General features: G+C 73.7%; 18 protein-coding genes. 2 read left to right on the plus strand and 16 right to left on the minus strand.

What is annotated here, in order from left to right; genetic code table 11:
- Positions 1–307: 307 nt before the first annotated feature.
- The 6 genes from ACIOHG_RS30495 to ACIOHG_RS30520 form a co-directional block, all read right to left on the minus strand.
- Complete coding sequence (locus tag ACIOHG_RS30495) at positions 308–1,219, minus strand: hypothetical protein (protein WP_400955386.1); 912 nt, start codon at positions 1,217–1,219, stop codon at positions 308–310.
- Positions 1,204–2,061, minus strand: a complete 858-nt coding sequence (locus ACIOHG_RS30500) for an endonuclease/exonuclease/phosphatase family protein (protein WP_400955388.1) — start codon at positions 2,059–2,061, stop codon at positions 1,204–1,206. Before ACIOHG_RS30500 ends, ACIOHG_RS30495 begins: the two co-directional genes overlap by 16 nt.
- A complete protein-coding gene (locus tag ACIOHG_RS30505) occupies positions 2,052–2,726 on the minus strand; it encodes a 2'-5' RNA ligase family protein (protein ID WP_400955390.1) in 675 nt (224 codons plus the stop codon). The genes ACIOHG_RS30500 and ACIOHG_RS30505 overlap by 10 nt, the downstream gene beginning before the upstream one ends.
- A gap of 439 nt (positions 2,727–3,165) precedes the next feature.
- Complete coding sequence (locus ACIOHG_RS30510) at positions 3,166–3,672, minus strand: hypothetical protein (protein WP_400955392.1); 507 nt, start codon at positions 3,670–3,672, stop codon at positions 3,166–3,168.
- A gap of 245 nt (positions 3,673–3,917) precedes the next feature.
- Entirely contained in the window at positions 3,918–4,526 is a 609-nt protein-coding gene (locus ACIOHG_RS30515) for a 2'-5' RNA ligase family protein (RefSeq protein ID WP_400955394.1), read from the minus strand.
- Between the two features lie 260 nt (positions 4,527–4,786).
- Positions 4,787–5,554, minus strand: coding sequence for a hypothetical protein (locus tag ACIOHG_RS30520; protein ID WP_400955396.1), 768 nt, complete (start codon positions 5,552–5,554; stop codon positions 4,787–4,789).
- Positions 5,555–5,767: 213 nt separating this feature from the next.
- Between ACIOHG_RS30520 and ACIOHG_RS30525 the strand changes: the two genes are divergently transcribed.
- Entirely contained in the window at positions 5,768–6,280 is a 513-nt protein-coding gene (locus ACIOHG_RS30525; protein WP_400955397.1) for a hypothetical protein, read from the plus strand.
- A gap of 293 nt (positions 6,281–6,573) precedes the next feature.
- Here ACIOHG_RS30525 and ACIOHG_RS30530 read toward each other — a convergent pair whose 3' ends face one another.
- From ACIOHG_RS30530 to ACIOHG_RS30550, 5 genes are all read right to left on the minus strand, one after another.
- Complete coding sequence (locus ACIOHG_RS30530) at positions 6,574–7,782, minus strand: helix-turn-helix domain-containing protein (RefSeq protein ID WP_400955399.1); 1,209 nt, start codon at positions 7,780–7,782, stop codon at positions 6,574–6,576.
- Between the two features lie 170 nt (positions 7,783–7,952).
- Positions 7,953–8,627: a ribonuclease H gene (locus ACIOHG_RS30535; RefSeq protein ID WP_400955400.1), complete on the minus strand. Its 675-nt coding sequence runs from the start codon at positions 8,625–8,627 to the stop codon at positions 7,953–7,955.
- 306 nt (positions 8,628–8,933) lie between these two features.
- A complete protein-coding gene (locus tag ACIOHG_RS30540) occupies positions 8,934–9,560 on the minus strand; it encodes a hypothetical protein (protein ID WP_400955401.1) in 627 nt (208 codons plus the stop codon).
- Positions 9,557–10,099, minus strand: coding sequence for a sigma-70 family RNA polymerase sigma factor (locus ACIOHG_RS30545; RefSeq protein WP_400955403.1), 543 nt, complete (start codon positions 10,097–10,099; stop codon positions 9,557–9,559). The genes ACIOHG_RS30540 and ACIOHG_RS30545 overlap by 4 nt, the downstream gene beginning before the upstream one ends.
- Positions 10,096–10,443, minus strand: a complete 348-nt coding sequence (locus ACIOHG_RS30550; RefSeq protein WP_400955405.1) for a hypothetical protein — start codon at positions 10,441–10,443, stop codon at positions 10,096–10,098. The genes ACIOHG_RS30545 and ACIOHG_RS30550 overlap by 4 nt, the downstream gene beginning before the upstream one ends.
- A 562-nt stretch (positions 10,444–11,005) precedes the next feature.
- Here ACIOHG_RS30550 and ACIOHG_RS30555 point away from each other — a divergent pair.
- Positions 11,006–11,629 carry a hypothetical protein gene (locus ACIOHG_RS30555; protein ID WP_400955407.1) on the plus strand — a complete coding sequence of 208 codons (624 nt, stop codon included), beginning with the start codon at positions 11,006–11,008 and terminating at the stop codon, positions 11,627–11,629.
- Positions 11,630–11,996: 367 nt separating this feature from the next.
- Here ACIOHG_RS30555 and ACIOHG_RS30560 read toward each other — a convergent pair whose 3' ends face one another.
- The 5 genes from ACIOHG_RS30560 to ACIOHG_RS30580 all read right to left on the minus strand — a co-directional run bounded on the left by ACIOHG_RS30560 (position 11,997) and on the right by ACIOHG_RS30580 (position 23,108).
- Positions 11,997–12,293, minus strand: a complete 297-nt coding sequence (locus ACIOHG_RS30560; RefSeq protein WP_400955408.1) for a hypothetical protein — start codon at positions 12,291–12,293, stop codon at positions 11,997–11,999.
- A gap of 367 nt (positions 12,294–12,660) precedes the next feature.
- Positions 12,661–14,130, minus strand: a complete 1,470-nt coding sequence (locus ACIOHG_RS30565) for a hypothetical protein (RefSeq protein WP_400955410.1) — start codon at positions 14,128–14,130, stop codon at positions 12,661–12,663.
- Positions 14,127–19,799, minus strand: a complete 5,673-nt coding sequence (locus tag ACIOHG_RS30570; protein WP_400955411.1) for an AAA family ATPase — start codon at positions 19,797–19,799, stop codon at positions 14,127–14,129. The genes ACIOHG_RS30565 and ACIOHG_RS30570 overlap by 4 nt, the downstream gene beginning before the upstream one ends.
- A gap of 498 nt (positions 19,800–20,297) precedes the next feature.
- Positions 20,298–21,896, minus strand: coding sequence for a hypothetical protein (locus tag ACIOHG_RS30575; RefSeq protein WP_400955413.1), 1,599 nt, complete (start codon positions 21,894–21,896; stop codon positions 20,298–20,300).
- Positions 21,897–22,244: 348 nt separating this feature from the next.
- Entirely contained in the window at positions 22,245–23,108 is an 864-nt protein-coding gene (locus ACIOHG_RS30580; RefSeq protein WP_400955415.1) for a hypothetical protein, read from the minus strand.
- Between the last annotated feature and the right edge of the window lie 91 nt (positions 23,109–23,199).

Consider the following 23,199-nt stretch of genomic DNA (forward strand, 5'->3'; position numbering starts at 1 on the left):
GCGACCCCCGCAACTACCTTGCCTTCCTCGGCCTCGCCGCCACCCTCTGCTGCTACAAACGCCTGACCCGCCTCACCACATAGGACACGGTCTTAGTCCCACAGCTCCGGGACCGGGCCTGGCCGGCCGACGACCGTGGCCGGCGGGCCCAGGTGCTGCGCGTTCTCACGCGGTGACCGTGTCCGGTTCCCGATCGAGATGGACGACGGCCAGGCAGGTCGCCATCGCGCTCATCCGTCCGATGCGTTTGATCACATGATCCGGGAACCGGGTGCTGCTCTGGCCTGCGGGCTGCTGTAGTCGTCGCTCACGCCGCTGGCGTTCCCCTCGTGTCCGGCGGTGCCGGTCCGGTCCCGTCGGCCCGGCCGGTGGGACCGTCGCCGTCCACGGCGGCCGACCGGGCAGTGGCATGGACCTGTGCCGGCCCTGGAGCGGCCGGGCTTCCGGTACCGGGGCGCGCCTGGTCCTGGGGTACGGTGCCGCCGGGCATCGCACCGCCTGTTCGGCGGGGGCCGGGTGGCTGCCAGGTGCGCTGGTGGGCGATCAGTTCGGCCTGGGAGGGCTGCCAGATCTGCGGCGTGGTGACGTGGTGGTCGTCGAGGATCCGGGCGACCTGGTCGTGGGTGCCACTGCCGTGCTCGATCAGCATGGCGGCCACCGCGGTGACTGCGCCTTGGAACGGCGGCTGGTCCAGCAGGCGCCGCACGTCCGCGCCGGCCCGGTCGCTGTCGACGAGCAGGCCGTGGTCCCGGATGTGCTCGATCACGGCCCAGTCGCCGGCGGCACCGAAGTAGGTGCGACAGCGGTCCAGTTCCGGATGGGTGTAGCCGTGCCGGTGCGCCCACTGCTGTTCCGCCAGGTGGCCCGCGATCATGGCTGCCCCCATCGACTGCGCCTCGCCCTCGGCCTTGAATCCCGCCCCGCCGCTGTCGGCCCAGCCGCCCTCCAATTCGGTGCGGCCACCGATCGACAGGTTGTCCAGGGTCAGGCCGAGTGCGACGCCGATCACTGCGTGCCCGGCCTCGTGCACGGCGATCATCGTGCTCCGGGCCGGCTCGGGAACCCGGCAGCAGCACCACACGTGCCCCGGGTCCGTTCCGAACGGTTCGCTGACGCCGTAGGTCACGGTGCGGTCCGGGTGCAGCCTCCGGTGGGCGGCGTCCAGGGCGATCGCGCTCATCACGGGCTCCGGGCCCAGCACGGTCACGTGTACGTCCAAGGGTTGTCGGTGGCCACGAGCGCGGTGTCCAGGACGACGACCAGGCCGTGGTGGTCGGAGGCACCCGCGGGGGTGTCGAGGAGCTGGTAGGAGACCACGGCCGGAGCCAGCGGGGAGGAGACCCACAGCTGGTCGATGCGGTCGTCGGTGCCGGTCCTGGCCAGGACCGACGCGTCCCCGGTCCGCTCGTGGACGAGGCGGGCAGCGTCGTGCAGTCCGTTCTGGCGCAGCTTCCACGCCACGCGCCGGTCCGCCTGCGGAGGCCCTGCCGTTTCCGGGTCGCCCAGGAGGGTGCGGGCACCGCGGTTGTAGGGCTTCTGGTTGCCGTACTCCGGCTCCGGCCACGACTCCGCCGGGCTGTAGTTCACATCCCCGCCGGCCATCGCGTAGGGGCCGTAGCGGTAGACGCGGCTGGCCACGTACTGCGCCTCGACGACGGCCTTGTCCGCGCCCCACGGGGTCAGGTGGACGGAGGCGACCGCCAGCGGGGCGGGCAGGCCGATGTCGAACGCCGCCACGCCGAAACCGTGGTGGGTCTCGCGGGCGTTGTCGTCGCACTTCCACGCGGTGCGGCGGCCCATCGTCTCGCGCCGGTACAGCAGGCCCGGCCCGCGGCCGCTGTCGCTCGGGGGCAGCAGGCCCTCCATGTCCAGGTCCTTCTCGGCCTGGCACAGCAGCTTCATGCCGTCGCGGTCCCACTGCTCCAGTTCCTGGGCGAGGACCAGGTCCGGCCGGTGGGCGGCGATGCGTTCGAGCAGCAGCGGCCATCGGTTCTCGCTGTTGCCGGCGCCGTCCAGGACGGCGCCGCGGCCGAGGTTCTGCACCATCACGGTCAGTTGCACGAGGCACTCCTGAGGGGGATCGTGGCAAGGGTGTTCCAGGACAGCTCCCACGCCCGGCGGCCGCCCGGGGCCGGGACCTGCCGGAACAGGACGTCGACGAGCTGCACGCCGGTGACGGTCATGGTCGCGTGGCCGGGGCGGACCCGGCGCAGCGCGGACTGCAGCCGGTCGGAGTCGCCGCTGTCGTAGGAGTAGCCCAGGCTCATGTGCACGGGCGGCACCAGGTGGTGCAGGTCGCTGGGGACGACGGCATCCACGGTCTCGCGGATCCGGTGGTGGAGTGCGTCGACGTCGGTGTCCGGGTGGATGTCCAGCAGCGCGCCGGCGCGGCCCGCCAGCGGCGAGCCCAGTGTCACGGTGAACGCGTCGGTGTGCGCCAGCCGGGCCTGCAGCGCGGCAGTCAGGCGGGCGCGGTCCGCGGCGCCGATCAGGTCGCTGTAGCGGGCGGAGACCATGTCCAGGGTCAGGTGCAGGAACTCGTCCGGGGCGGGGAGGATGGGGTGGCCGGCCATCGCCTCGCGGCACCCGGCGACCAGCGCGGCCAGGTCCCGGTCGACGCTCAAGTCCGGTACCGCGTACACGTGCAGGGCCCGCGCGCCCATGCCGGGTCCGAGCCGGTCGGCGCTCCACGGCCTGCCGCGGAAGACGGGGCGGAACTGCTCCACCGGCGCCTACCTCGCCCGCTGCCGGGCAGTGACGCCCCCCGCCGGGCAGGCGGCTGCCCGCACCTCCGCTGCACCGTGCACCCGGTCTCCCCTTCCCACCGCCTGCCTCAGCCCATCCCCGTTCCGGGCTCCGATCGGCCCGGTGATCACCCCACGCTAGAACTTTCCTACACCGCCCGTGAGGACTTTCGACCAATCACGCCCGATGATCGACGCGCCGCACTCGTGAACGGCCGGCTCCGGCTGCGGGGCAGCCGGTGTCCGTCCCCCGGCCGGTACCCGTTGCTGTCCGCCCGTCCCCGTCGCCGCTGCCGGGAGCCGGTGCGGTCCGGCGCCGACGGGTACGGCGTGTACCGGGTGGTAGGCCGCACGGTACGGGGCGAGCGGTGGGTGAAGGAGGATCAACTGCCGGGCTGGCGTTGCCTGCCCGCGCCCCCGGCTACGGCCGCTCGCTTTCCTCCGGGTCGTCGATCCAGTCGAAGGGCAGCGCCTTCTCCCACTCCTCGATCAGCTGGGACAGGAACTGGGCCGTCTGACCCAACTCCTTCCGGTGCCGGGAGGTCATGCCAGCGGCCCTGTCCGGGGAGTGTTTCAGGAGCAGGCGCAGAACTTCGGCGGTATCCGCGTCCGTCGCCCCTTTCTTCCTGCACTTGGTCACCGTGTCGAAGGCGGTTTCGTAGGCGACCATCTGGGTCTTCACGTCCGCCGGGACGACGTCGCCCCCGGCCAGTTGGCGATTCATGTCGTGGTAGCCGAGCAATGCACCGCCATGCCACAACTCCAGAAGTTGGGAGGGCGAGTACAGCGGCGTGCCGTCGACCTCCAGCACGCCCTCGAACCGGACGGTGGTGACGCCGTCCTCGTCCAGGTGCGTGCTGCTGGGCCCGGTGGCGGTGACCGTGGCCGGTGCTACGGACGGGGGGAGGCGGACCACTCGGTAAGTCATGCCGGGAATCTACCCGCAGGCGCGCAGGCGGTGCGAGGAAACCCGGTCGGTGGTGCCGTAACCGCCGGGAAGGGGGCGGCGAGCGGTCGGCTGACGGCCGGGCTGCCGCGGGGCCCCTGCCGCTCCGGCCCGCGCGGTTTCTGCGTCCCGATGCGGGGCGTGGGACGGCTGTGCGGGACCGTGCGGAGGCAGGCCGACCGCCCGCACCGCTGCTGAGGCGGCAAATGGGGATTGCTGACGGCCCGTCAGTCGGTGAGGGTGAACTCCTCGACGATGTCCCAGGTGTAGGTGCCGCGCTGGGGATCCTGGTGCTGGTCGACCAGGTGGACCCGGTCGACAGTGACCTCCACCCGCTCGGGCCGCAGTGAGCGCAGGGCCCGGTTCAGCTTGCGGCTGTCGAAATCGGCCCGGGCGTAAGCGATCGTCGAATGGGCCCAGAACCGGCTCTCGGCGGGCCGCAGCACGATGCCGGGCACGCTCTCGGCGGCGGCCCGCGCCCTCCGGTTCAGCTCGGCCATGCCCGCCTCCGGGTACATCGCCACCGTGACCGCGGTGATACCGGGCCAGGTCGGGCCGAGCTGCACCGTGAACGGCCCCACCCCCCGGAACTGTGCCCGGGCGGCTTCGCGCAGCAGATCCATCCGGCCCTCGTCGACGGGGTGGTGGATGCCCTGGACGGTGGAGTGCAGCCACCGCGGCGGCACCGCGCCGAGCTGCTCCCCGTACTCGGCGAGCAGGTCCCGGTGGGCATCCGCGAACGCCCGGTAGGCAGGATGCTCGCCCAGCAGGACGAGGAAGTGCGGGTAGGGGCCTGCATCGGGCCAGAGCTTCTTGGCGTCGAAGAAGTTCTCCATGCTGCCCCCGTGGTCGCCGCGATCGGGGCAACGGTAGCGGCTCCGTCCGCCCGGGCGCAGCCGGTTGCCGCACAACGGCCCGCTGCTGCCCGGCCGCGCGATGGTCCCAACGATCGGAACCGCCCCTGCGTCGAATAGTCGCCCCATGTCTGCCCGCCCGACCCGGGCGGCGCCTTGGCGCGGCGCCGACAGGTGCGGGGACCGCCGCGCCGCCTTCCCCGGCAGTGACCGCCGCTGCGGACCGGCGCGATCTTCCGTTCCTAGTCGGTCGGCAGGGTGCCGGCGATCTGCGCGGTCAGCGCGAGGTAGTAGGAGACGTCGGCGGAACGGGCGTAGGAGCACACCAGGCACGCCCCGAAGCCGGTGTCGGGGAACTCCGCGGGGAAGCGGAGCTTGAAGGCGCTGTATCCGCACACCCGGCAGAGTTCGAGTTCGGTGCCTTCCCGATCGGGGTTGTGCTTGGGGTGGTAGGGCTCGGCGAGGTCGGGGGCACGTTCGGCGCGCCGGGCCGCTTCGTCGTCGCCGATGAAGGCAAGGTAGTCCGCGGCCCGCTGCTGGTCGTAGCGGTCGCGGATCTCCGCGCCGAGCCACTGGCTGTCGCTCTCGACCTCGCGGATACGGCCGAGGGCCGGGTGGCTGTCGAGAGCAAGGAGCGCGTCGACATGCCGACGCTCCAGGGCCCCCGCCGCCCGGCCGTGGCGGGACGCCTGGGTTGCTCCGATGCCCTCGCGGAGAACAGCCGTGTCGACACGGGTCGCCCCCGGCCTCCCCGCAGCATCGGTCCACTCCACAAGGTGGGTGCCGTCCGGCTGCGCGACCGCACGGTCCGCAATGGTGCGAAGCAGCGCCGCGGCCGGGAAAACGAAGCCCTTGCCGTCCTGCTCCTGCCCGGGCCACTGCCGGGCGACGATGGCGACGAGCCCGTTGGTGAGGGCCTGGTCGTAGGTCGCCTCTTGGCCGGGAACATCGAGGTCTGCGGCGAGCACGGCCGCGCAGCGGGCGTACTGGTAGGCGCGTTGGGTCTCCACCGGGACATCATGGCGTCAAGAAGCCGCCGGCACCGGGGGTTTCCGGCAGGCGCTCTGCCGGCCGGTGCGTGCGGGCCGAGTGCGTTCCTCCGGCGGGGCGGCCGGGAGCGGATCGTTGCCGATCGGCTGTCCTGCGCGGTCGGGCCCGGGTAGATTCACCCGTCGGTGCGTCCCGCGACGCACACCGCCCCCGCCCCGAACGGAGCGTCCTTGATGACGGCGACCAGAGCCCTGCGCGACCTCACCGCCCAGTTGCGCGGGAGCGGCGGCCCGCACAGCTGGGCGGCAGCGTGGGAGCGGGCCCTGGCCGAGGTCCGCCCGGTGCGGGACCGGGAGCCCGACGACGTCGGCGGCCGACTGTCCACGCAGTGGATCGAGGGGACGGCCGGCCTGGCCCTGGCGTACTACCTGCTGGCCGAGGCCGGCGGCACCCCCGTCGAGAAGGTCCCCTCCGGAGCGGTCCGCGTGCTCGCCGGGCAGCTGCCGCAGAGCCGGAGCGAACCGGGGCCCGTCATCGGCCGGTTCGACACCCTGCTCCGGCGCGCCGGACATCTCCTGGAGGCCCCTACCGATCCGGTCGCCGCCTGCTGGCGGTACCTGCGGGCCGACTTCGGCACACCGGACGAGTACGACGACATCACGCAGGCCGTCGGGCACTGGCGCCTGGGGCCCGACCGGCTCCGCTCCCTGTTCGTCGTCCTGGACCGCATCGACGCCACCTCGTGACCATGGTGAGCGGCCGCGCCGAAGCGCCCTCCGAGTACTCCACCCTGCACTGCGCGGATGCCTCCGGGACAGCTTCCGCGACCGGCGGCCTGCGGTGCCGCCGCGACACGCCCCACCGCTCCCCGGCCGCACGGCGGCGCTGACCCCGGCTCCACCATCGGGCCGGGACGGCAACCCCGCTCCCGGCTCCCACAGCTGTTGGCTCGGGCCGCGGTCCGGGGCCGCCTGCCGCACCGAGGCTGCCGAAACGGGCACTCAAGCCCACCGAGCGGAGCAGCCGGGCGGGCGGGTGGTCAGGGCCGCGTGTGTTGAGCGGCAGGACCCGCCAGCGCGGTGAGGGCGAGGTGGAGGACCTCGTCGGCGGTGTGCCGCGCGCCCGAGTCCGATGCGGTGTCGGCCAGGTGGCGCAGATCGGCGGCCGCCGTCCGGTCGCCGCCGGCGAGCCGGGTGCCGGCGGCGAGGGCGCGCAGGCGCAGCCGGTCCGGTGGTGCGAGCCGGCTGGCGCCGGTTGCTGCTGCGCTGTGCCCGGCCCGGTCCCAGTGGCCGTCGGCGGCTGCGAGGTGGGCGTCGAGGGCCGTGTGCTCGTGCTCGTGGCGGGCGGGGACGGCGGGAAGGAACGGCCGGACCTCGGCGAGGAGTTGGCGGGCCTGTGCGGTGGCGGGCGGGGTCGCCATCAGGTGCAGGCGGGCGCCGGCCAACCGCAGCCGCACCCACAGGACCAGGTCCTCGCGCAGGTCGGCGGCCTCCAGCGCGAGGGCGAGCGAGGTACTGGCGCCGGTGTGGTCGCCGGCGTAGGCGTGCAGGGCCGCCAGCGTCCACCGGGCCTGCGCCCGCAGCACGGGCGGGAGTTCGCCAGCGAGGCGCTCCAGGTGAAGGGCCCGCTCCCGGACGGCCGGGCGGGGCGCCTCGCCGGCTTCCGCGGCGACGCTGAGGTGGGCCATGAGGACCGTGGCCGCGTCCGGGGCGGGCAGGTCCGGGTGGGCGTCGAGCACCCGGAGCGCGGTGGTGGCGTGCTCCCGGGCCGGGTGGATCTGCCCGAGGACGCGCAGGTGCCGCGCGAGCGCCGCGTGGGCCCGGGCCCGCAGGTGCTCCACCCCGCTGTCGTCGGCGGCCCGGACGGCGCCGGCGAGGAGATCAGTGGTGTCCTCGTGCTCGGCCAGCTGCCACAGCGCGTGGAACCGCTCGGCAGGCTCCGCCGGGCCCGCCAGCACCTCGCGCAGCGCCCGGGCCCGCAGCCCCGGATCCCCTGCCGACACCGCCACGGCCAACTGCTCGGCCACCGTCCACCGGTCGGCGAACAGCTCGTCGCGCTCGATCCGGAGGACCTCGCAGAGATGGTCCACGACCCGGTCGGTGGGCGGCCGGGCCCCGGTCTCCACCCTCGACAGGTAGGACGTGGACATCCCGCTGCCCGCCAGCTGCGCGATGCTCAGCCCCCGGGACTTCCTCAGCTCCCTGACCCGCGCGCCGAACCGGACCCGCTCGTCCATACCCATGTCCATGCCCAGGAGCGTAGACACTCCGCAGGTTCCGACGAAACGGGCGGCGGGACGGAGGCCATCGCTACACTCCGGCCGTCCTGTCCCGTCTACGGCCGGTGCCGGCTTCCCGGCCCAGGCGTACCGCAGAGGGCCGATTGTCTGCGGGGCGCTTACTGCCTCGGCCGAAGAGGTCAGGCGTGGGCCGGGGCGCAGGCAGGGTGGCCCCAGCCGGCGCCCACCTTGGTGATCGTCTCGCCCTTGCCGTAGGTGCGGGAACAGGGGCAGGTGCCGGGGTAGCGGGCGGGGAAGGAGCGTCCGCCCGCGGTGCCCGGCTTCGCCTTGGCGGCGGACCGGGCCTTGCGCGGGGTACCGGTCGCAGGGTCGGGCACGGGCAGGTCGGCGGACGTTCCAGCCGCAGCCTGCTGGGTGCGGGCGGCGTCGCCGGCGGCCTTGTCGGCGATGGCGTTCAGCGGGTCGCCGTCCACGCGGTGGGCGGGCACGTAGACGAAGGTGACGTCCCGGCCGGTCAGCAACTCGTCGATGCGCTGGATGAGTTCGCGGTTGGCGACGGGCTTGCCACCGGCGGTCTTCCAGCCGTTGCGCTTCCAGGAGGCCAGCCATTTGGTGGCCGCGTCGCGGGTGTAGGTGCTGTCCAGGCGTACCTCCAGCGGCACCGCCGGGTCGGTGGCCTCCAGCAGCCGCTCCAGCGCGGTCAGTTCCCCGACGTTGTTGGTGCTGTGCCCCAGGGCGCCGGACTGCCAGCGCTGCGGCTCGCCCGCCCCGTCCGCCACGACGAAGGCCCATCCGGCCGGGCCGGGGTTGCCCTTGGCCGCGCCGTCGCATGCTCCGATGATTCGCTCCACCATGCGACGATCATGCCAGCAGGCTGCCGTGCCCGACCGCCGCCGGCAGCGCCGGGCCCCGCCGGGTGCCGGTACCGGCCTGTGGACGCCCATAGGCCGGGACCGGGGTTTCCTCTGCCGGGGCCGCTCGGGAAGGTGCGCTGCCGCAGGCCGGCCGCGGCTGCCGGCGGTGTTCGCGGAGTGCCCGGGGAGCAGTGTGCCCGGCTTCGGCCTGCAGGTCGGCCCCGGCGGACGCAGGCAGCGGATCACCGTGGCGCGCTGCTTCGGCGGGCAGCGCCCGGCGGCGGCTCCGTCCGGGCACACCGGTCTTCACAGACTCATGGCGGCGGTCTCGAAGCGGAGAGGGAGGTCGGGGTGCCAGTGCGGGACCTCGGGGTACTCCTCGTCGTCGGTGTCGACGGGCAGGCTCTTGAGAACCGCTGCCAGGCGGGGCGGCAGCGTGACGTCCAGCCCCTCCATGCTCGCCGCCAGCAGGGCGGTGCGCACCGTCCTGGGCACCACCGGCGACCGTTCCGGGACGCCCTCCTGCCCGGTGCACGGTTCGCGGGCCAGTTCCTCGGCCCGGCGGCGCCACAACTCGCCGTCGGCCAGCTCGCCGAGCGCCTGGTGGTGGAGCCACCGGCACGACGCGGCGGTTGCCGAGCCGAGGCCGGCAGCGAAACCCCACCAGAACAGGGCACCCTCCTCGTACCCGGCCAGGTGCAGCAGGGCGCCCAGCACGAGCGCGCCGTCGGCGCGGTCGACATCGGAGTCGACCAGCCGGGCCAGGCCCGACGCGGACGCCGGGTCGGAGACGACGAGCGTGCACAGCAGCCGCAGCTCGTGCCGGGCCTGGCGGTGCGCGGCCGGGTAGGGGTCCGGCGCCGCCGAGCGCCGCACACGGCGCTCCAGCACCACCCGCGGCACGGGGCCCAGAACCTCGGGGCGTGTGCTCACCGGCCGCTCCTTCGCCGCAGTTTCTGCTCCAGGCGGTTGCGCCCGCGGTAGGCGAGGGCGGTGACGTTCTCCACGGTGGTGTCGAGGTACTCGGCGATCGTGGCGGACGGCAGGTCGAGCATGTACCGCAGCACGATGACCTCCTGCTGGCGCTCCGGCAGGCCCAGGATCGCCTCGTAGGTGCCGTACTCGTCGACCCAGATGCCCAGGTTGATCCGCATCCGCTCCAGGGCGGCCCGCACGGCCTCCTTCCACAGCGGCCCGGGCGGGGGCGCTGCGAACGCGGCGGCGGCGATCTCCTCCTTGAGGTACCTCCACGCCTCCGCGGCGGGCACGGCGGTGCCCATCACCTCCTCCAGGCACGCGGCCAACCGCTCGCGCAGCGCCTCGGTGACCGCCTCCGCCTGCCGGGGCGTCAGCCCGCGGGCCCGGGCGAAGGCCGTCCAGGCCCGGCCGTGGGTCGCGCAGAACGCCTCCAGCACCAACGTGCGGCGGTCCGGCGCCACCACTCCGGTCGAGTCCGATTCCGACCCGTTCACACCGTGTCCAATCCAGGCAGGCCCCGCCCAACGACCAATCCGCCCCCGCAGACAGGCTGGAGAACCGTGGCGAACAGCGAAGCCGGCCTCCAGGACGCCCCAGCCACCTTCCGCAGCACCCGGTAGCGGTAGCTGGACCGGACCCAGACCACGGTCAACCTGTCCGGCAACTCCCGTTCGATTCCCAGGCACGCCACCGCAGGACCGTCGAAGAACGCCGGCTGGCGCTCCAGCGCCTCCAGCCAGAAGCGCTCCACCGCCTGCTCCTCCTCGGGAGTGAGCGCAGGAGGATCCGCCTCACGGAACGCCGGACGCGGATCAGAGAAGAAGTCGACAGCGCTCATCCCGACTTCCTGACACCGCCCGCCCCATGAACTGGGCCGCAGTGCAGCGCTGCGCCGTGGCGGGCACCCGCCTCGGCCCGATGCAGTGGCAGTGGACGACAGCCCGGAATTCACCCGCCGGGCGGCTGCCCGGCAGGAGCACGGAACCTCCGGGATCGGCCACGACGTACGCGGCCTCGCAGGACCGGGCCATCGCAGCAAGCCGACGGGCTCGACGGAGCGTTGCAGGGGGAAGGCGGTCGCGGTTCGGCCCCTCCCACCCTCACCGCCCCCCGTCCGCACCGCGCTCCGCCCGTTGCATCCGACGGGGAACCCCGGCCGCTGGCACCCTGTCCGGGCAGGACTTCATCTCCTGGTGGTGCCAGACCGACGTCAGCGATCTGCGGCGGCCCGCGCAGCCCGGCGCCGACGTCCTCGCCGCCGAAGTTGCCCCCTGCGCAATCATCTCCGCCTGGCTGGGGCGGCGGGCCGGTTGGTAGGGTGCGCGTCTGAATCCGAACGAAAGTTCGCCTGTGCGGCAGGTCCGCGCTGGGAACAGGGCGGGAAGCAAAAGGGGTGGGAAATGTTCTTGACCGGCTTCGCGGCCACCGGCGCAGTGCTCATTGCACTCGCCTGTGCCGCGGTGGCGTTCGCCCGACTCACTGGTGGCAGGAATCCTCCAGACCCCACTTGGACGCCCCAAAGGGTCATCCTGCTCGCGACCGGGACCGCCGTCGGAATCGGGGCGCCCGCGCTCTACCGCGCTCTCGACGTCGACACCGCGACTCCGACCTGGTGGCTGAAGACCGCCCACGGAGTCCTCGTCCTCGGCGGCTTCCTCGTGATCATCAGGCTCGTGGAACGAATCCGCCTGGACATGTGGTCCGACAGGACACTTACGGCGCTCCTGGACAAGGCGCTGCCGGTCCTGGTGACCGCGCAGCGACGCGCGATCGGTGACCAGGGCCCAGGGGCGGATCTGGTGAGCAGGACCCGGCTCGCGCTCAAGGACGGCCGGGGTCGAGAAGCCCTGCGGTTCGCTGCGCAGGTGCGGGAGCTGATCGAGAGCGCCGGTCTTCCCGAGCACGCGGCGTGGAGCGAGGTCTCCAGACAGATTGCCCACTGGGAGGCAGACCTCCTTCCTCGAAACGGTTCCAAGGCGAGGAACCGTGATCTCCCTGGGCCGGAAGGTGCACCGACCTCCTGAGCAGTGTCGGAGCGAAGCGGGGGGTCTCCTACAGCATGCTGTAGGAGACCCCCCGCTTCGTCAGTCCGGGCGGGCCAGCAGTGGCCCGACCAGGGGCCGGCGGCAGTCCGGCGCGGTCGGCCCGTCAGCGCCGCCGCGCCTGCCGGATCGCCGGGTCGACCGGTTCCTGCGCCGAGGCCGGGGGCGTGGTGTTCGGTCCGATCGCAGCAGCACTCCCCTGAGTAAGGCGGCGTCGAAGTCGGTCTGTTCCCCCGTCGCCCCGCCTGGCCGGGCCGTATCCGTCCGGCCCGCAGTACTCGACCGGCGGCAGGTCGGCGAGTACCGTGACCCGGTCCGGGCCCCGGCGTCTTGTTCGGCAGGCAACCGATCAGGCTTCGGGAAGCAGGCCCAGCGCCTCTTTGGAGCCGGCCGATCCGTCGGCGGCCAGTACCGCGCGTACGTGCCGCAGTACTCCGGCCGGCAGTTCGGCGCGGTGGACGGTCTCCACGGGCTCGGCTCGGCTCCATCCGGTTCGATCCAGCAGCGTGGCCAAGGTGATGGCTCCCTCGTCCCAGTCGCATGCCTCGTCGAAGTGCCTTGCAATCTGTGAAACGGTTTGGAAAACGTCCACGGATTGCAGCCCCTCGCGCATTCCCTGCGCCTTTCTCCTCTGAATGGAGGTCAAGTCTTCTTATTTCATTGCACGATTCCTCGCAGTGAGTGGCACTGGCGCTATTCGGCCGGCGCTTCCCCTCCGAGGGACGGTGATGATTGGCGCGGACTGCGCGGCCCGTGACGGGCTTTCCCGGATCGGGATATGAGGATTTCAGGCTAGCACCGTACGGCTCGGAACACCTGTGGGCCTCGGCCACGGAAGCGTGACCCGAATCTTCGGACGCGCCACCCGCTCCGTCATGGCGTCCCGGACATCGCCGCGGCCCGTCACGCCCCTTCAGCTTGAGCAGCGCCGCACCCGGCTGAACCCGGCGGTGGTGCCGGAACCGGCTCTCGGTGCCTGCGCGGGCCGACCGGCTGCTGTGGCGGCCGCGGGGTCAGGGGCTGAGCTTGGGGAGCAGGAGGTCGAGGGTGGTGCCGGGGAGGTGCCGACGGTGGGAGAGCAGGTTCCGGGCGTTGCGCAGGGTATGGAGGGCGGAGGTCTGCGGCGGATCGAAGCGGAGGACTCCGCGGGTCTTCGCACTGAGCATCTTGCCCAGTTCGATCGCGTGGAGTCTGTCGTGGGTGCTGCTGGTGGTGCCGGGGGCGGTTTCGGGGCCGTACAGGTGCAGCAGTTCGTCGTCGCCGAGGGTGCTGGTGGGCAGGACCTGGGCGGCGAGGGCTTCCCGGGCGTCGTCGATGAGGGGCAGCAGGGTGCGGCTGTGCGCGACCCAGAGCAGCTTGTGCAGGGCGGTGTGGTCGCTGCCGGCGCACAGCAGGGAGGGGTGGGGGCGCAGGTGGCCGTCCCACGCATCGATCGTGCCGTTGTTCCACTGCTCGCGGAGGGCGTCGGGGGGCTGGTGGGCGAGGGCGCCGATGCGGTGGGCTGGAGGGTGCTGGGTGCCGGGTGGGGCGGGGTGGGCGCGGCAGGTGGTGGCGAGGGCGGCGTGGAGGGTTTCGGGGCGGCCGTCCCAGCAGGTGGCGAGGGTGGCGGCGAGGGCGAGGTGGGGGCCGCAGACCTCGACGATGGTGGCCTGGATCACCGCCTCGGCGATGTGGGTGTCGCCGGCGGGGGCGAGGCCGGTCGAGGCCCGGGCGCGCTGGGGGCGGCTGACGGCGGTGACCGAGGCGGTGTCGAGGCGGCCGAGGGTACCCCACCACCAGTGGACGGCCACATCGTTGCGGGGCAGGTCGTCGGGGGCGGTGGCGGGGAGGCGGTCGGCGGTGGCGACGACCAGGAGCCGGGGGCGCCGGTGGGGCTGGAGGCCGGCGGCCTTGACGGTGGCGGGGAGGCGGAGTAGCAGGCGGGCGAGTGCGTCGGGGTCGTCCTCGGCGGCGGCGTTCAGGACGTAGGTTCGGCCGTCGGCGTGGTCGGCGGTCAGGCGGCGGTACACGTCGTCCGCCGGGTCGTTGCCGGAGGTGCGGGCGGGCAGGAGGCTTTCGAGCCGGGCTTCGATGCTGTTGGTGTGGGCGGGGCCGGTGCGCGGCGGGGGCGGGGGCGGCAGGGGGGTGAGGGCGGCTTGCGCGCCGAAGGCCGCGGTCATCAGGCCGACGACGAAATCTCCGTCGTCGAGGTCGTGGAGGATCGGCGGCTGGCCGGACCACAGGGGTGGCGGGTCGTCCTCGGGGCCGGCGGGTTCGGTGTCGGCGGGTTCGGTGCCGGGCGGGGGGACGCGCAGCCAGTCGCTCCGGCTGCCGAGGACGGCGTTCAGAAGGTCCTCGGCGTGTGCTGCCGCGGTGGTGGGCAGTATCAGCAGGCAGCTGTGGCCGGCGGCGAGGTCGGCGGCGACGCGCATCGTCCACCGGCGTACGCCCGGCAGGGCGGTGAGGTCGTGGGCGGCCGGTTCCTGGGGGGCGGGGCGGGTCATGCACCCGCCGTCACGGCGGCGAGGGCGCGGAAGGTGACCGGATCGAGTGCGATGCCGTGGTCGCCCTGGTCGATGACGCCGAGGTCGACGAGCCGGGAGACCACGTCGAGGATCTCGTCCTCGGGCACGCCGATGATGTCGGCGATCCGGGCGGGGGTGTCGGGCTCGGGTTCGTCGAGGAGCTGGGTCCACTGGGTGAGGAGCTGGGCCATGCCGGTGTCGAGGCCGACGTGCTCCAGGTGGGTGCGGCCGTACTCCGGGGTGGCGGTCATGGCCCGGATCTTCTCCAGGACGCTCTCCAGGCCGGCGCCGGTGCGGGTGATCTGGTGGACGACCATCTCGACGAGCACGGGCCACCCGCCGGTGGCCTCGATCACGGCCTGGCGCTGCTGCGGGGTGTCGAACGGGCATTCCGGCCAGGCGCGCAGGCTGTCGGCACTCCAGCGTTCGAGGCGGATCGCGTTGCCGAGGACGCCGCTGCGCCCGCGGACGCCGGCCGGGTCGACGAGCAGGACGGCGCGGCGCTCGCCTCCGGCCGGGCCCTGGGTGCCGGGAGCGGTGGCGTGGAGCAGGGCGAGGGCGTTGTCCAGGTCGCTGTCGGCGGCGCCGCGCAGGTCGACGAGCAGGAGGTGGTCGGCGCCCCGGTCGATGTGCCCGGGCAGGTCGGGGCCGCTGGTGCGCACGACGGTGAGGTCGCGGGCGGCCGCGTAGGTTTCGACGGCGGTCATCAGCAGCTTGGGCCGGAAGGCGCTGGTGACGCAGACGGCCGCGGTGCCGGGCCCGGTGACGGAGGACAGCTGCTCCTCGGTGAGCGGGCTGTACTGCTGGATGCCGCCCCCGCCCAGGCCGACCATGCGGCGGGAGTAGCGGGGGTTGTACTCGTAGGGCAGGCGGAACTCGGTCTGGGCGAGTTCGCGTTCGAGGTCCTCCGGCGTGCCGAGCATGTTGACGACGTTGGGGCTGCGGACCGCGAAGGCGAGCTGGTCGCCGGGGCGGCTCACGATGACGAGCAGGCCGAGTCCGACCATCTCCTCGAGGTAGATCAGGACCTGGTCGGCGTTGAGCTCGCGGAAGCCCTCGGGCCAGCGGCGGCGGGCCTCCTGGAGGAGTTCGTCGGCGCCGTAGCTGCCGCGGTAGCCGTCCTTCTGGCTGCGCAGGGCGATGATCAGGGTCAGGAGACGGTAGCGGTCCTCCAGGTTGATCGTGATCCGCATCCGGTCGGCGATCTGGGTGCGCACCAGGGGCGAGGCGCTGACGCTGCGCATGTCCGCCTCGGTCACCACGATGGGCCAGGTGGCGTCGGTGGTGGGTGCGGCGCGCAGCGCGGAGACGAGCTGGTAGCAGAACAGCTGCACCAGGGAGGCCTGGAAGTTCGTCGCGGCCAGGACGCGCCAGGCGAGTTCGGGGCGTTCGAACACGAAGCCGAGGGCGGCCATTGGTTCGACGACCAGGCGCTGGGCCTCGGAGGGGTTGAGCGGGCCGACGAGGATGTCCGGGCCGCCGTGCTTGAGGGGGACGTTGGAGAGGTGGCCGAAGCGCTGGACCTGGTGGAGGCCGGCGAAGACGACTTTGAACCGGCGCTGCTCGTCGTCCATGAGCCGCTTGAAGCGCAGGACGTTGGGGAAGGTGGCCTCGCCCCCGCGGCTGTGGACGGAGCGGGAGTCGGCGTTGAGGAAGGCGTCGGCCTCGTCGAGCAGGACCAGCAGGGACCGCTCCTCGTCGGCGGCGAGCCAGGCCTCGATGCGTTCGACCACCGTGTCGGGGGTGTCGGTGGTCTTCGGTTTGCCGAGGACTCCGCGGCGGTGGAGTTCGGCGGCGAGGTCGGCCCAGATCCGTTCGGCGGGCTCGGCCTCGCCGATGCCGCGGGCCTTGAGGTCGAGGAAGACGACGCTGCGGTGCTCGGTGGCGTAGGTGTTCTCCACGCGGCGCAGCAGGGCGGACTTGCCCAGCTGGCGGCCGCCGTAGAGGAACAGTCCCCCACGCGGGTCGATGACCTGGCTCATCTCGTCGCGTCGGCCGTAGAAGACCTCGGTGGGGACGAGGCCGGCGACGAAGGGGGTGTAGGTGTTGAACGCGGTCCACGGCAGGGTGACGCGCTGGGTGGCGCGGAAGCTGCGGGGGTAGCGGGCGGCGATCCAACCGACGACGGCGGGGTCGACGACCAGGGCCTGGCGCATGCCGCTGCGGGCGCGGGCGGCCAGCTGGCGGCGGCCGGTCAGGCCCATGGGGTGGAGGTAGAGGACCAGGGTGGCGCTGCTGTCGGATTCGTCGAGGAGGTCCAGGACGCTGCGGCCGACCTGCTTGTCCGCGACGATGAGGACGTTGTAGCGGCCGCGGGCGTCGGAGCCGAGCGGGGCGACGTACCCGGGGCGGGACTCGGAGGCGGTGGCGCGCAGCGTGGCGCGGATCTGACCGACCGAGCGGTTGTCGAGCTTCAGGGTCGCCTGGTCGGCCTCCAGCCCGAGCAGCCGCAGCATGCGCGGCAGGTGGCGCTGCCACTCCTGGTTGCGGACGGAGGCGTCGCACAGGGCGTCCCACGCCTCCAGCGCGGGCTCGACCTCGGCGGTGAGGTCGTTGCCGCCGGCGTAGTGGCGGGCCCACGGGCGGGCACTGTGGCCCTGCTGCAGGCGCCCCTCGTCGGCGGCCAGGTCGATCCCGTCGGAGAAAGCGGTGAGGTCCGCGCCCCAGTCGGTGCTGCCCCAGTCGGGCAGGGACTCCCCGCGCTTGATCAGCGACAGGTACTCCTCCGCGGTGGCGGTGTCGTGCATGTCGAGCAGCTTGTCGACCGCGGCGCGGGTGCGCGGGTCGAGGTCGAGGGCGGCGAACTCGGAGCGCAGCCGTACGGCGTAGACCTGCACGGCGGTGCGCATCTGCTGGGTGAGCGCGTCGATCTGCCGGACGGCGGGGCCGTAGGCACCGCCGGGGCGGGGCTCCTCGAGTCGTTCGAGCTCGCCGGCGAGTTCGCGTTCGACGACGGGGTCGAGGGTGCGCTGGATGCGGACCTCCGCCAGGAGGCCGGAGGCGGCGGCGTGCTCGGCCCGCAGGCGGGTGCTCCACTTGGCGCGGGCCCGGTCGATCGCCTCGGTGCGGTCCGCGCCGGTGCCGTTGTCCCGGGCGGAGGGTACGGCGCCCTGCTCCACGGCGGCGGTGAGGGCCTCGGCGAGGTGGATGTCTCCCCTGTCGCAGTGCGCCAGGACGGCGTCGGAGGCGTCGGTGGGGGCGAGCAGGTCCAGGACGGTCGGGGCGAAGCCGTCGTCCTCCGGGGCGGGGGCGCCGTCCGGGTGGCGGGGCAGGCCGGGGAGCACGAGCAGCGGCCGGTCGTCGGGCCGGTAGTCGCAGAGGTCGTCCGGGAAGTCCTCGGCCCGCGCCGAGGCCCGGTTCGCCGCGACCGCGTCGCCGCGCAGCCACTGGCACAGCAGGTCCAGCAGCGCGCCGTCGACCCCGGGCAGCGCGGGGGCCTGGGCGGCGGCGGACAGCGCGGCGCGCAGCACCGCGGAGACGTCGGGGCGGGTGTCGGCCTGGGACGCGGCGATACTGCGGGCCTGGTCGAGGAGGTCGCTGACGCTGCCGATCGCGCGCAGCAGGGAGCGGCGGGCCTTGGCCTCGATGGTCTCCTTGGCCTGCTTGGGGTTGCGGACCAGGGTGTCGGCGCCGTCGATCAGCTGGTCGGGGTCGGCCAGGAAGGACGCTGCGGTGTCGAGGTCGGCGGCGGTGGCGGTGCCGGCCGCCCAGTCCACGACGGTCTGCAGGGCGGAGCCCAGCGGCTGGCCCGGGGCGGCGAGCCGGGCCAGGACCTGGGTGGCGCGCTCGTAGCTGGTGCGCCGCCGGGGCAGGTCGGTGAGCAACTCCCGGGCCTGGCCGCCGATCTGTTCACGCGTCACGCCGGGCGCGGGGTGGTCCAGACCTCCGGTGGCGGGGTTGATGCGCTGGCAGTGCCGCACGGTGTGGACGGCGGCCTCGACGAACGCGGCCCACTGCTCGGGCAGCGCGGCGGCGGGGTCGAACTGGTTGAGGAGGTCGTTGGGCCAGCCCGCGACGAACCCGGCCCGCAGGGACGCCACGATGGCGGCGATCTGGGCGCTGCGGTCGTCGCGGAAGTCCTCCTTGGCGTTGCGGTTGAACGCGGACAACACGCGGGTACCGGCGGCCTCGGTGGTGCAGGAGAACGCGGCTTCGACGAACGCGAGCGTCTCGGCCCGCAGTTCGCTCTCGCCGGACCCCTTGGTCAGCCAGTACGCCTCGGCCAGGCGTCCCTGTCGCACCAGGTCGGCCACCGGGCCGGGCCCGTCCTCGGTGGTCGACCACGTCATGATGGCGGGCCGCTCGCACTCCCCCGCCCTCTCGCCCTCGCCCTCGCCCTCGGGGAGGCTGTCGGTGGTGGAGTCCGTGCCGTCGCCGGGCTCCGCGTCCACGGCCGTGTCCGTGTCCCTCTGGTCCGGTTCGTCGGCCGGGCGGGTCGAGGCGGCCGGGCCCTGGACCGATTCCGGTGAAGGGTGCGGCTCGGGAACCGGGGCAACGTCCGGTTCGTCGGCCGCTTCGGGGACGGGGGGCGCGCTGTCCTGCACCGGCATGTTCTGCGGAGAAGCCTGCTCCGGCTCCTCCGGCGGGCCGTCGGCCGCGGCGGCCGCCGATTCGACGGCGGGCTGCCGGGCGGCCGCCTTGCCGGCGGCGGCCGCCGGCTCCGATTCCTCGACGGGGGACGCCCCGGCCGTCTCGATGGAGGCCAGTTGTTCGAGGTACTTGTCCCGGACCATGGCGAGGACCGCGAGGGCGTCCTGGTCGTCCTCCTCCTGCATGAGGGCCTCGTACTTCGCGACACGCCCGCGCAGCTCCTCCGCCTGGGCCTGCCGGCGCTGGGCTTCCCGCTCGCTCTCGAGAACCAGCTCCCGGACCCGGTCGAAATCGTCGAACGCCCAGGACTCCGTGGCGGAGGGCACCTGTCCGGCGGCTTCGGCCAAGCGTTCCGCCAGGGCACTCCGCAAAGCGTTGAAGTCGGTGATCTCCTCGCCCAGGCCCGCGGGCAGCGGACTTCCGGCGTCGGCCAGGTCCGCTGCTGCCCGCAAGTTCCCGGCAAGGCCGATGGCCGTCTGCCGCAGCGCAGCCAGCTCGTCGCCGAGTACCCCTTCGCCGGTGGGCAGCACTGGCACGATCACCCTTTCGTGGAGCTCTTCACCTGCTACTTGACCAGGGAGGTGTCCGCCCGTCCCGTCGTTGTCCCCGCACGAGTGGGGTTCTGGCGATCCCGGACGGTCCGCGAGCGCCAGCAGTTCCTCGCCGGTGATGCCCAACTGGTCGGGCAGCCCCGGCTCTTCGATCACGAGGTAGTAGTACAGGAACCGCGCCGGAACCGGGGGAAGATCGGAGAGCATCCGCTGCGCCAACTCCCCCGTCACGTCCTCCAGCGCATCCGCGGCGAGGCCGTGGTGGTGGACCAGCAGGTGGGTGGCGAAGCTCGTCCCCTGCCGGGACAGGGCGCGCAGCTCGGCGAGCGTGGCGCGGTGCAGGTACGCCCTCGCCGAACGCAGCTCACGCGCCCTCCATCGGCCCCGCGCCTCGACGCGGATGCCGGCGGCGTAGGGGAGGGAGGTGGGCAGGCTCAGCACCTCACTGAGGAGGGAGTCGTCCAGACTCGTCAGCCAGGCGCGCAGACCACTCAACTCCGAGGACACAAAGGGAATTGTGCCATCCCCGTTCAGGGTGGACGACCGTCCGCCAGTACCCGGCGGGAAGCCGCCGGGCGGCGATGTTCAGCACTGGTGCACCCAGGCCTCGCGTTCTTGGCAGCCCGGGGCGGTGACGAGCGGGCGCAGGACATCCAAAATGGCGTCGGTGAGTTCCTCGCCGTGCGGCTGCTCGCCGACCAGGCTGTGGAGCCGCCCCAGTACCCCCCTCCAGGACCTCGTGCAGCTCGAGCCGGCCCGCCCGGCGTCGGCCCGGGCCTGGGCGGAGCACCACGCCAGCCGGTACCGCTTTCGTCCGGACCTCCTTCACTGGCATCCGCCCGGTGCGGGGACGCCGGACCCACCACTACCTGCGGAGCGTGCCTACTGTCGCGTGCTGCGGGGGCGGCTCCCCCAGCAGCGAGCGGCGCCCCAGCGGGCCGCCACCACCAGCAGGGCGCCCGTGTCACCGGATGGTGCCGACGGCGAGCACCGAGCGGTGGGGCGTCACTGTGTCGGGGGCAGAATCCACCGGGCCCGGGGGGCCGGGCCGGCGGGGGCTGTTGCCGGCGGTGTGTTGTGGTCTTCGGTGCAGGGCTTGAGGGTGGAGGGGCGGGCGACGGAGACTTTGGGGGAGCGGGTGGCGCCGCAGTGTGTGCACACCAGGTCCCAGGGCACGGTGGGGGAGCCGGGCCAGGGTGCGGCGGGTGTCCAGCCGCGGGAGGCGGCGAGGGCGAGGGCGGCCTCCTCCTCGTCGAGGTAGGGGTGTCGGCAGCGGCCGAGGTGGATGCCGGAGCTGGGGAGGTTGACGGTGAATCCGCAGGCCAGGCAGCGCCGTTGCCATGGGAGGGTGCTGCTGCCCGGCCAGGGCGCGACCGGCTCCCAGCCGTTTTCGGCGGTCCGGCGCCGGGCCTGCTGCTCGGCCTGGCCGATCGTCTGCGGGTCGGGTGGGGCGAGGTCGAGCGGGGGCAGCGGGGGCAGCACGCGCGGGCGTTCGACGGTGGCGGTGGCCGGGGTCCGGGGTCCGCGGGGGACGACCGTGGTGGTGCCGTGGACGCGGAGGAATCTCGCCAGGTGCGCGGTGTCGTCGGGGTCGGTGAGCAGGTGCTCGGGTTCGCCGTAGCGGCTGTCGTCGGCGACGCCTTCGACCTCCGCGACGTGGCCGGGGGTGTTCTGCGGGTCGAGGAGGCTGCGCCAGATCCGGCGGTGGGCCGCGTCCCGTTGCTCGGGTGTCGGGTACGGACGGCGCTCGATGAGGAGCGAGACGATGATGCCGTCGCGGGTGTCCTGCCAGGCGTACACGCCCTGGGCGAGGTCGGCCGGGTCCAGCCAGCCCATCACCGTCTCGGGGTCGAGGCGGGTGCGCCTGCGGTAGGGGGTGGGCGGCGGGGGGAGCGGCGGTCGGACGTGCGGGGGGTAGGCCACCGGGGCGGGCTCGGGCTCGGGCACCGGTTCGGGGGCGGGCGGCGGGGGCGGGGTCGGTGCGGGCGACGGGGGCGCGGTGGTGCCGGCCGGGGGCGCGACGGGGGCGCTCTCGTGCGCGCCGAGGCAGCGTACGAGGAGCCAGTCGATCGTGCCGTCGGTGTCGGCGGCGGGGGTGGTCTGCGGTGCGACCAGGTAGGTGCCCACCACCAGGTCGGCGAGCAGGCGGCCCTCGCCGGGCGGCAGGCCGGGGATCGGGCCCGGCGCGGCTCCGCGTCGGCGTTTCGGCGCGTCGACGGGTTCCGGACGGGCCGTCAGGAGGTCGGCGACGTAGGCGAGGGCGGTGTGCACGGCCTGCTCGGGCAGGGCCCCGCGCACGGCGGGCGGGGCGTAGGCGAGGGCCATCCATGTGCCGTCGAGCCGCCAGGCGGCCAGCAGAGCGGGGTCGAGGAGGGTGCACCGGCCTGCGGCCGAGTAGTGGTGCCGCAGGAGGACGGCGGTCAGCAGCCCGGCCGGGTCGGCGCGGGCCGCGCAGTCGTGGAGGCGGCGGAGCCTCTCGGGCTGCGCGGCCCGCTGGGCGTCGCGTTGCGCGACGTGCAGGGCGTGGAGGCGCCGCTGCTCCGAGGTCGGCGGATTCCCCGCCGGGTGGAAGAAAAGCGGGTCCTTGGGCGGGTGGTAGTTCATGTCGTCCTTGCGTCGGGGTGCGGCACGGGGCCGGGCCGCAGGAACTCCGCGCGCGCGGAGAGGTCGGGCCCGGGCAGGTGTCTCCGGGGCCCGGACGGGGCTGCGGGGTCCTGCGGGCGCCGGGCCGTCCGGCCGGGACGAGCCCGGCGGGGGAGTCCCGCGAGCGCGGGCAAGGGCGTGGCGGCACCAAGGTATCGGCAGCGGCCTGTCGTCGCGGGTGGCAGGCCGCTGCCGGGGGCGGGGGTCAGGTGGGGGTGAGGAGTTTCGCGGTGGTGCGGCCGAGGGTGTGGCCGCGGTCGCGGGTGGCGGCGGGTCGGTTCACTCGGGTCCCCGGTGCCGAGCAGGGGTTCAGCCGGTGACGGCGGGGCGGCGTGCCTTGCGGGGCAGACCTTCCTTGTAGGGGCGGGTCTTCATGTAGGCGATGATCGTGTCCAGGTGCCAGACGGGCTCGGCCCCGATGTGGTCCTCCGCGGCGGGGGCCTGGCCCCGGGACACGTAGCTCTTCCAGGTGCCCACCTCGATGTCGAGCAGCGCCGCGGCTCCGGAGTTGGACACGCAGGTGATACAGCGGTCCACGGTCTGTGCCGGGAGGTCGAGCACCTCGGCGATCCGGTCGGCGGGCATGCCGTGGCGGTAGAGGTGGGCCAGCAGCCGCCAGCGCGCCCGCCCGAGCTGGCGGCGCAACTCCTTCAACTCGGCCTCGGCCCGGTCCACCCGGGCCTGCAGTTCCAGGTCGGCCGGGGAGGCGTCGCCGGACTTGATCCGGGCCGCCAGCGCGCCGCGCAGCTCGGGGAACTTCCCGATGAGTTCCTGGGGATCGCCCAGCGCCTTGATCCGCTCCCGGAGCGCGTCCACGGGGGCGATACCGACGGCGGCGACGATCTCCAGCCGCAGCCGCTGGGTCTGCGTCTCGATCTCCGGGTCGTCCCAGTCGGCGTCCGGGAGGAACGCGTCGTGGGGGTGGAGCGGGTCGTCATGCAGGTACGGGGTGAGCTCGATGCCGGGGACGGACTCGCCGTCGATGCGCCGACGGGCGCGCCGGATCAGGACGCAGGTGGCGGGATCGTTGTCGCGCTCCACTACGGCCCGGCGGCGGTAGGGCTCACCCCGGCTGTTGAGGACGGTGCGGCTCGGCTCGATCACGACAGGGTCGTCGCGCAGGGTGTTGTGCCGGGTCTCGACGAAGGCGGGGTCGAGCAGCGTCGGAGTCATGACCACAAATTACAACGCTCCGTTGTAGTTTGGCAAGCGGGGGCCGTGCTGCCGGACCCGGGCCCGGTGACGCGCGGGGGGCGGGCTCGTT

It is taken from the genome of Kitasatospora sp. NPDC088134, assembly GCF_044741705.1.
Taxonomy (GTDB): Bacteria; Actinomycetota; Actinomycetes; order Streptomycetales; family Streptomycetaceae; genus Kitasatospora.

Bases quoted from the DNA above. Each gene is read 5' to 3' on its own strand.
- ACIOHG_RS30510 (WP_400955392.1), bottom strand. From the start codon at position 3,672: ATGACTTACCGAGTGGTCCGCCTCCCCCCGTCCGTAGCACCGGCCACG.
- ACIOHG_RS30515 (WP_400955394.1), bottom strand. From the start codon at position 4,526: ATGGAGAACTTCTTCGACGCCAAGAAGCTCTGGCCCGATGCAGGCCCC.
- ACIOHG_RS30525 (WP_400955397.1), top strand. From the start codon at position 5,768: ATGACGGCGACCAGAGCCCTGCGCGACCTCACCGCCCAGTTGCGCGGG.
- ACIOHG_RS30530 (WP_400955399.1), bottom strand. From the start codon at position 7,782: ATGGACATGGGTATGGACGAGCGGGTCCGGTTCGGCGCGCGGGTCAGG.
- ACIOHG_RS30535 (WP_400955400.1), bottom strand. From the start codon at position 8,627: ATGGTGGAGCGAATCATCGGAGCATGCGACGGCGCGGCCAAGGGCAAC.
- ACIOHG_RS30550 (WP_400955405.1), bottom strand. From the start codon at position 10,443: ATGAGCGCTGTCGACTTCTTCTCTGATCCGCGTCCGGCGTTCCGTGAG.
- ACIOHG_RS30555 (WP_400955407.1), top strand. From the start codon at position 11,006: ATGTTCTTGACCGGCTTCGCGGCCACCGGCGCAGTGCTCATTGCACTC.
- ACIOHG_RS30565 (WP_400955410.1), bottom strand. From the start codon at position 14,130: ATGACCCGCCCCGCCCCCCAGGAACCGGCCGCCCACGACCTCACCGCC.
- ACIOHG_RS30575 (WP_400955413.1), bottom strand. From the start codon at position 21,896: ATGAACTACCACCCGCCCAAGGACCCGCTTTTCTTCCACCCGGCGGGG.
- ACIOHG_RS30580 (WP_400955415.1), bottom strand. From the start codon at position 23,108: ATGACTCCGACGCTGCTCGACCCCGCCTTCGTCGAGACCCGGCACAAC.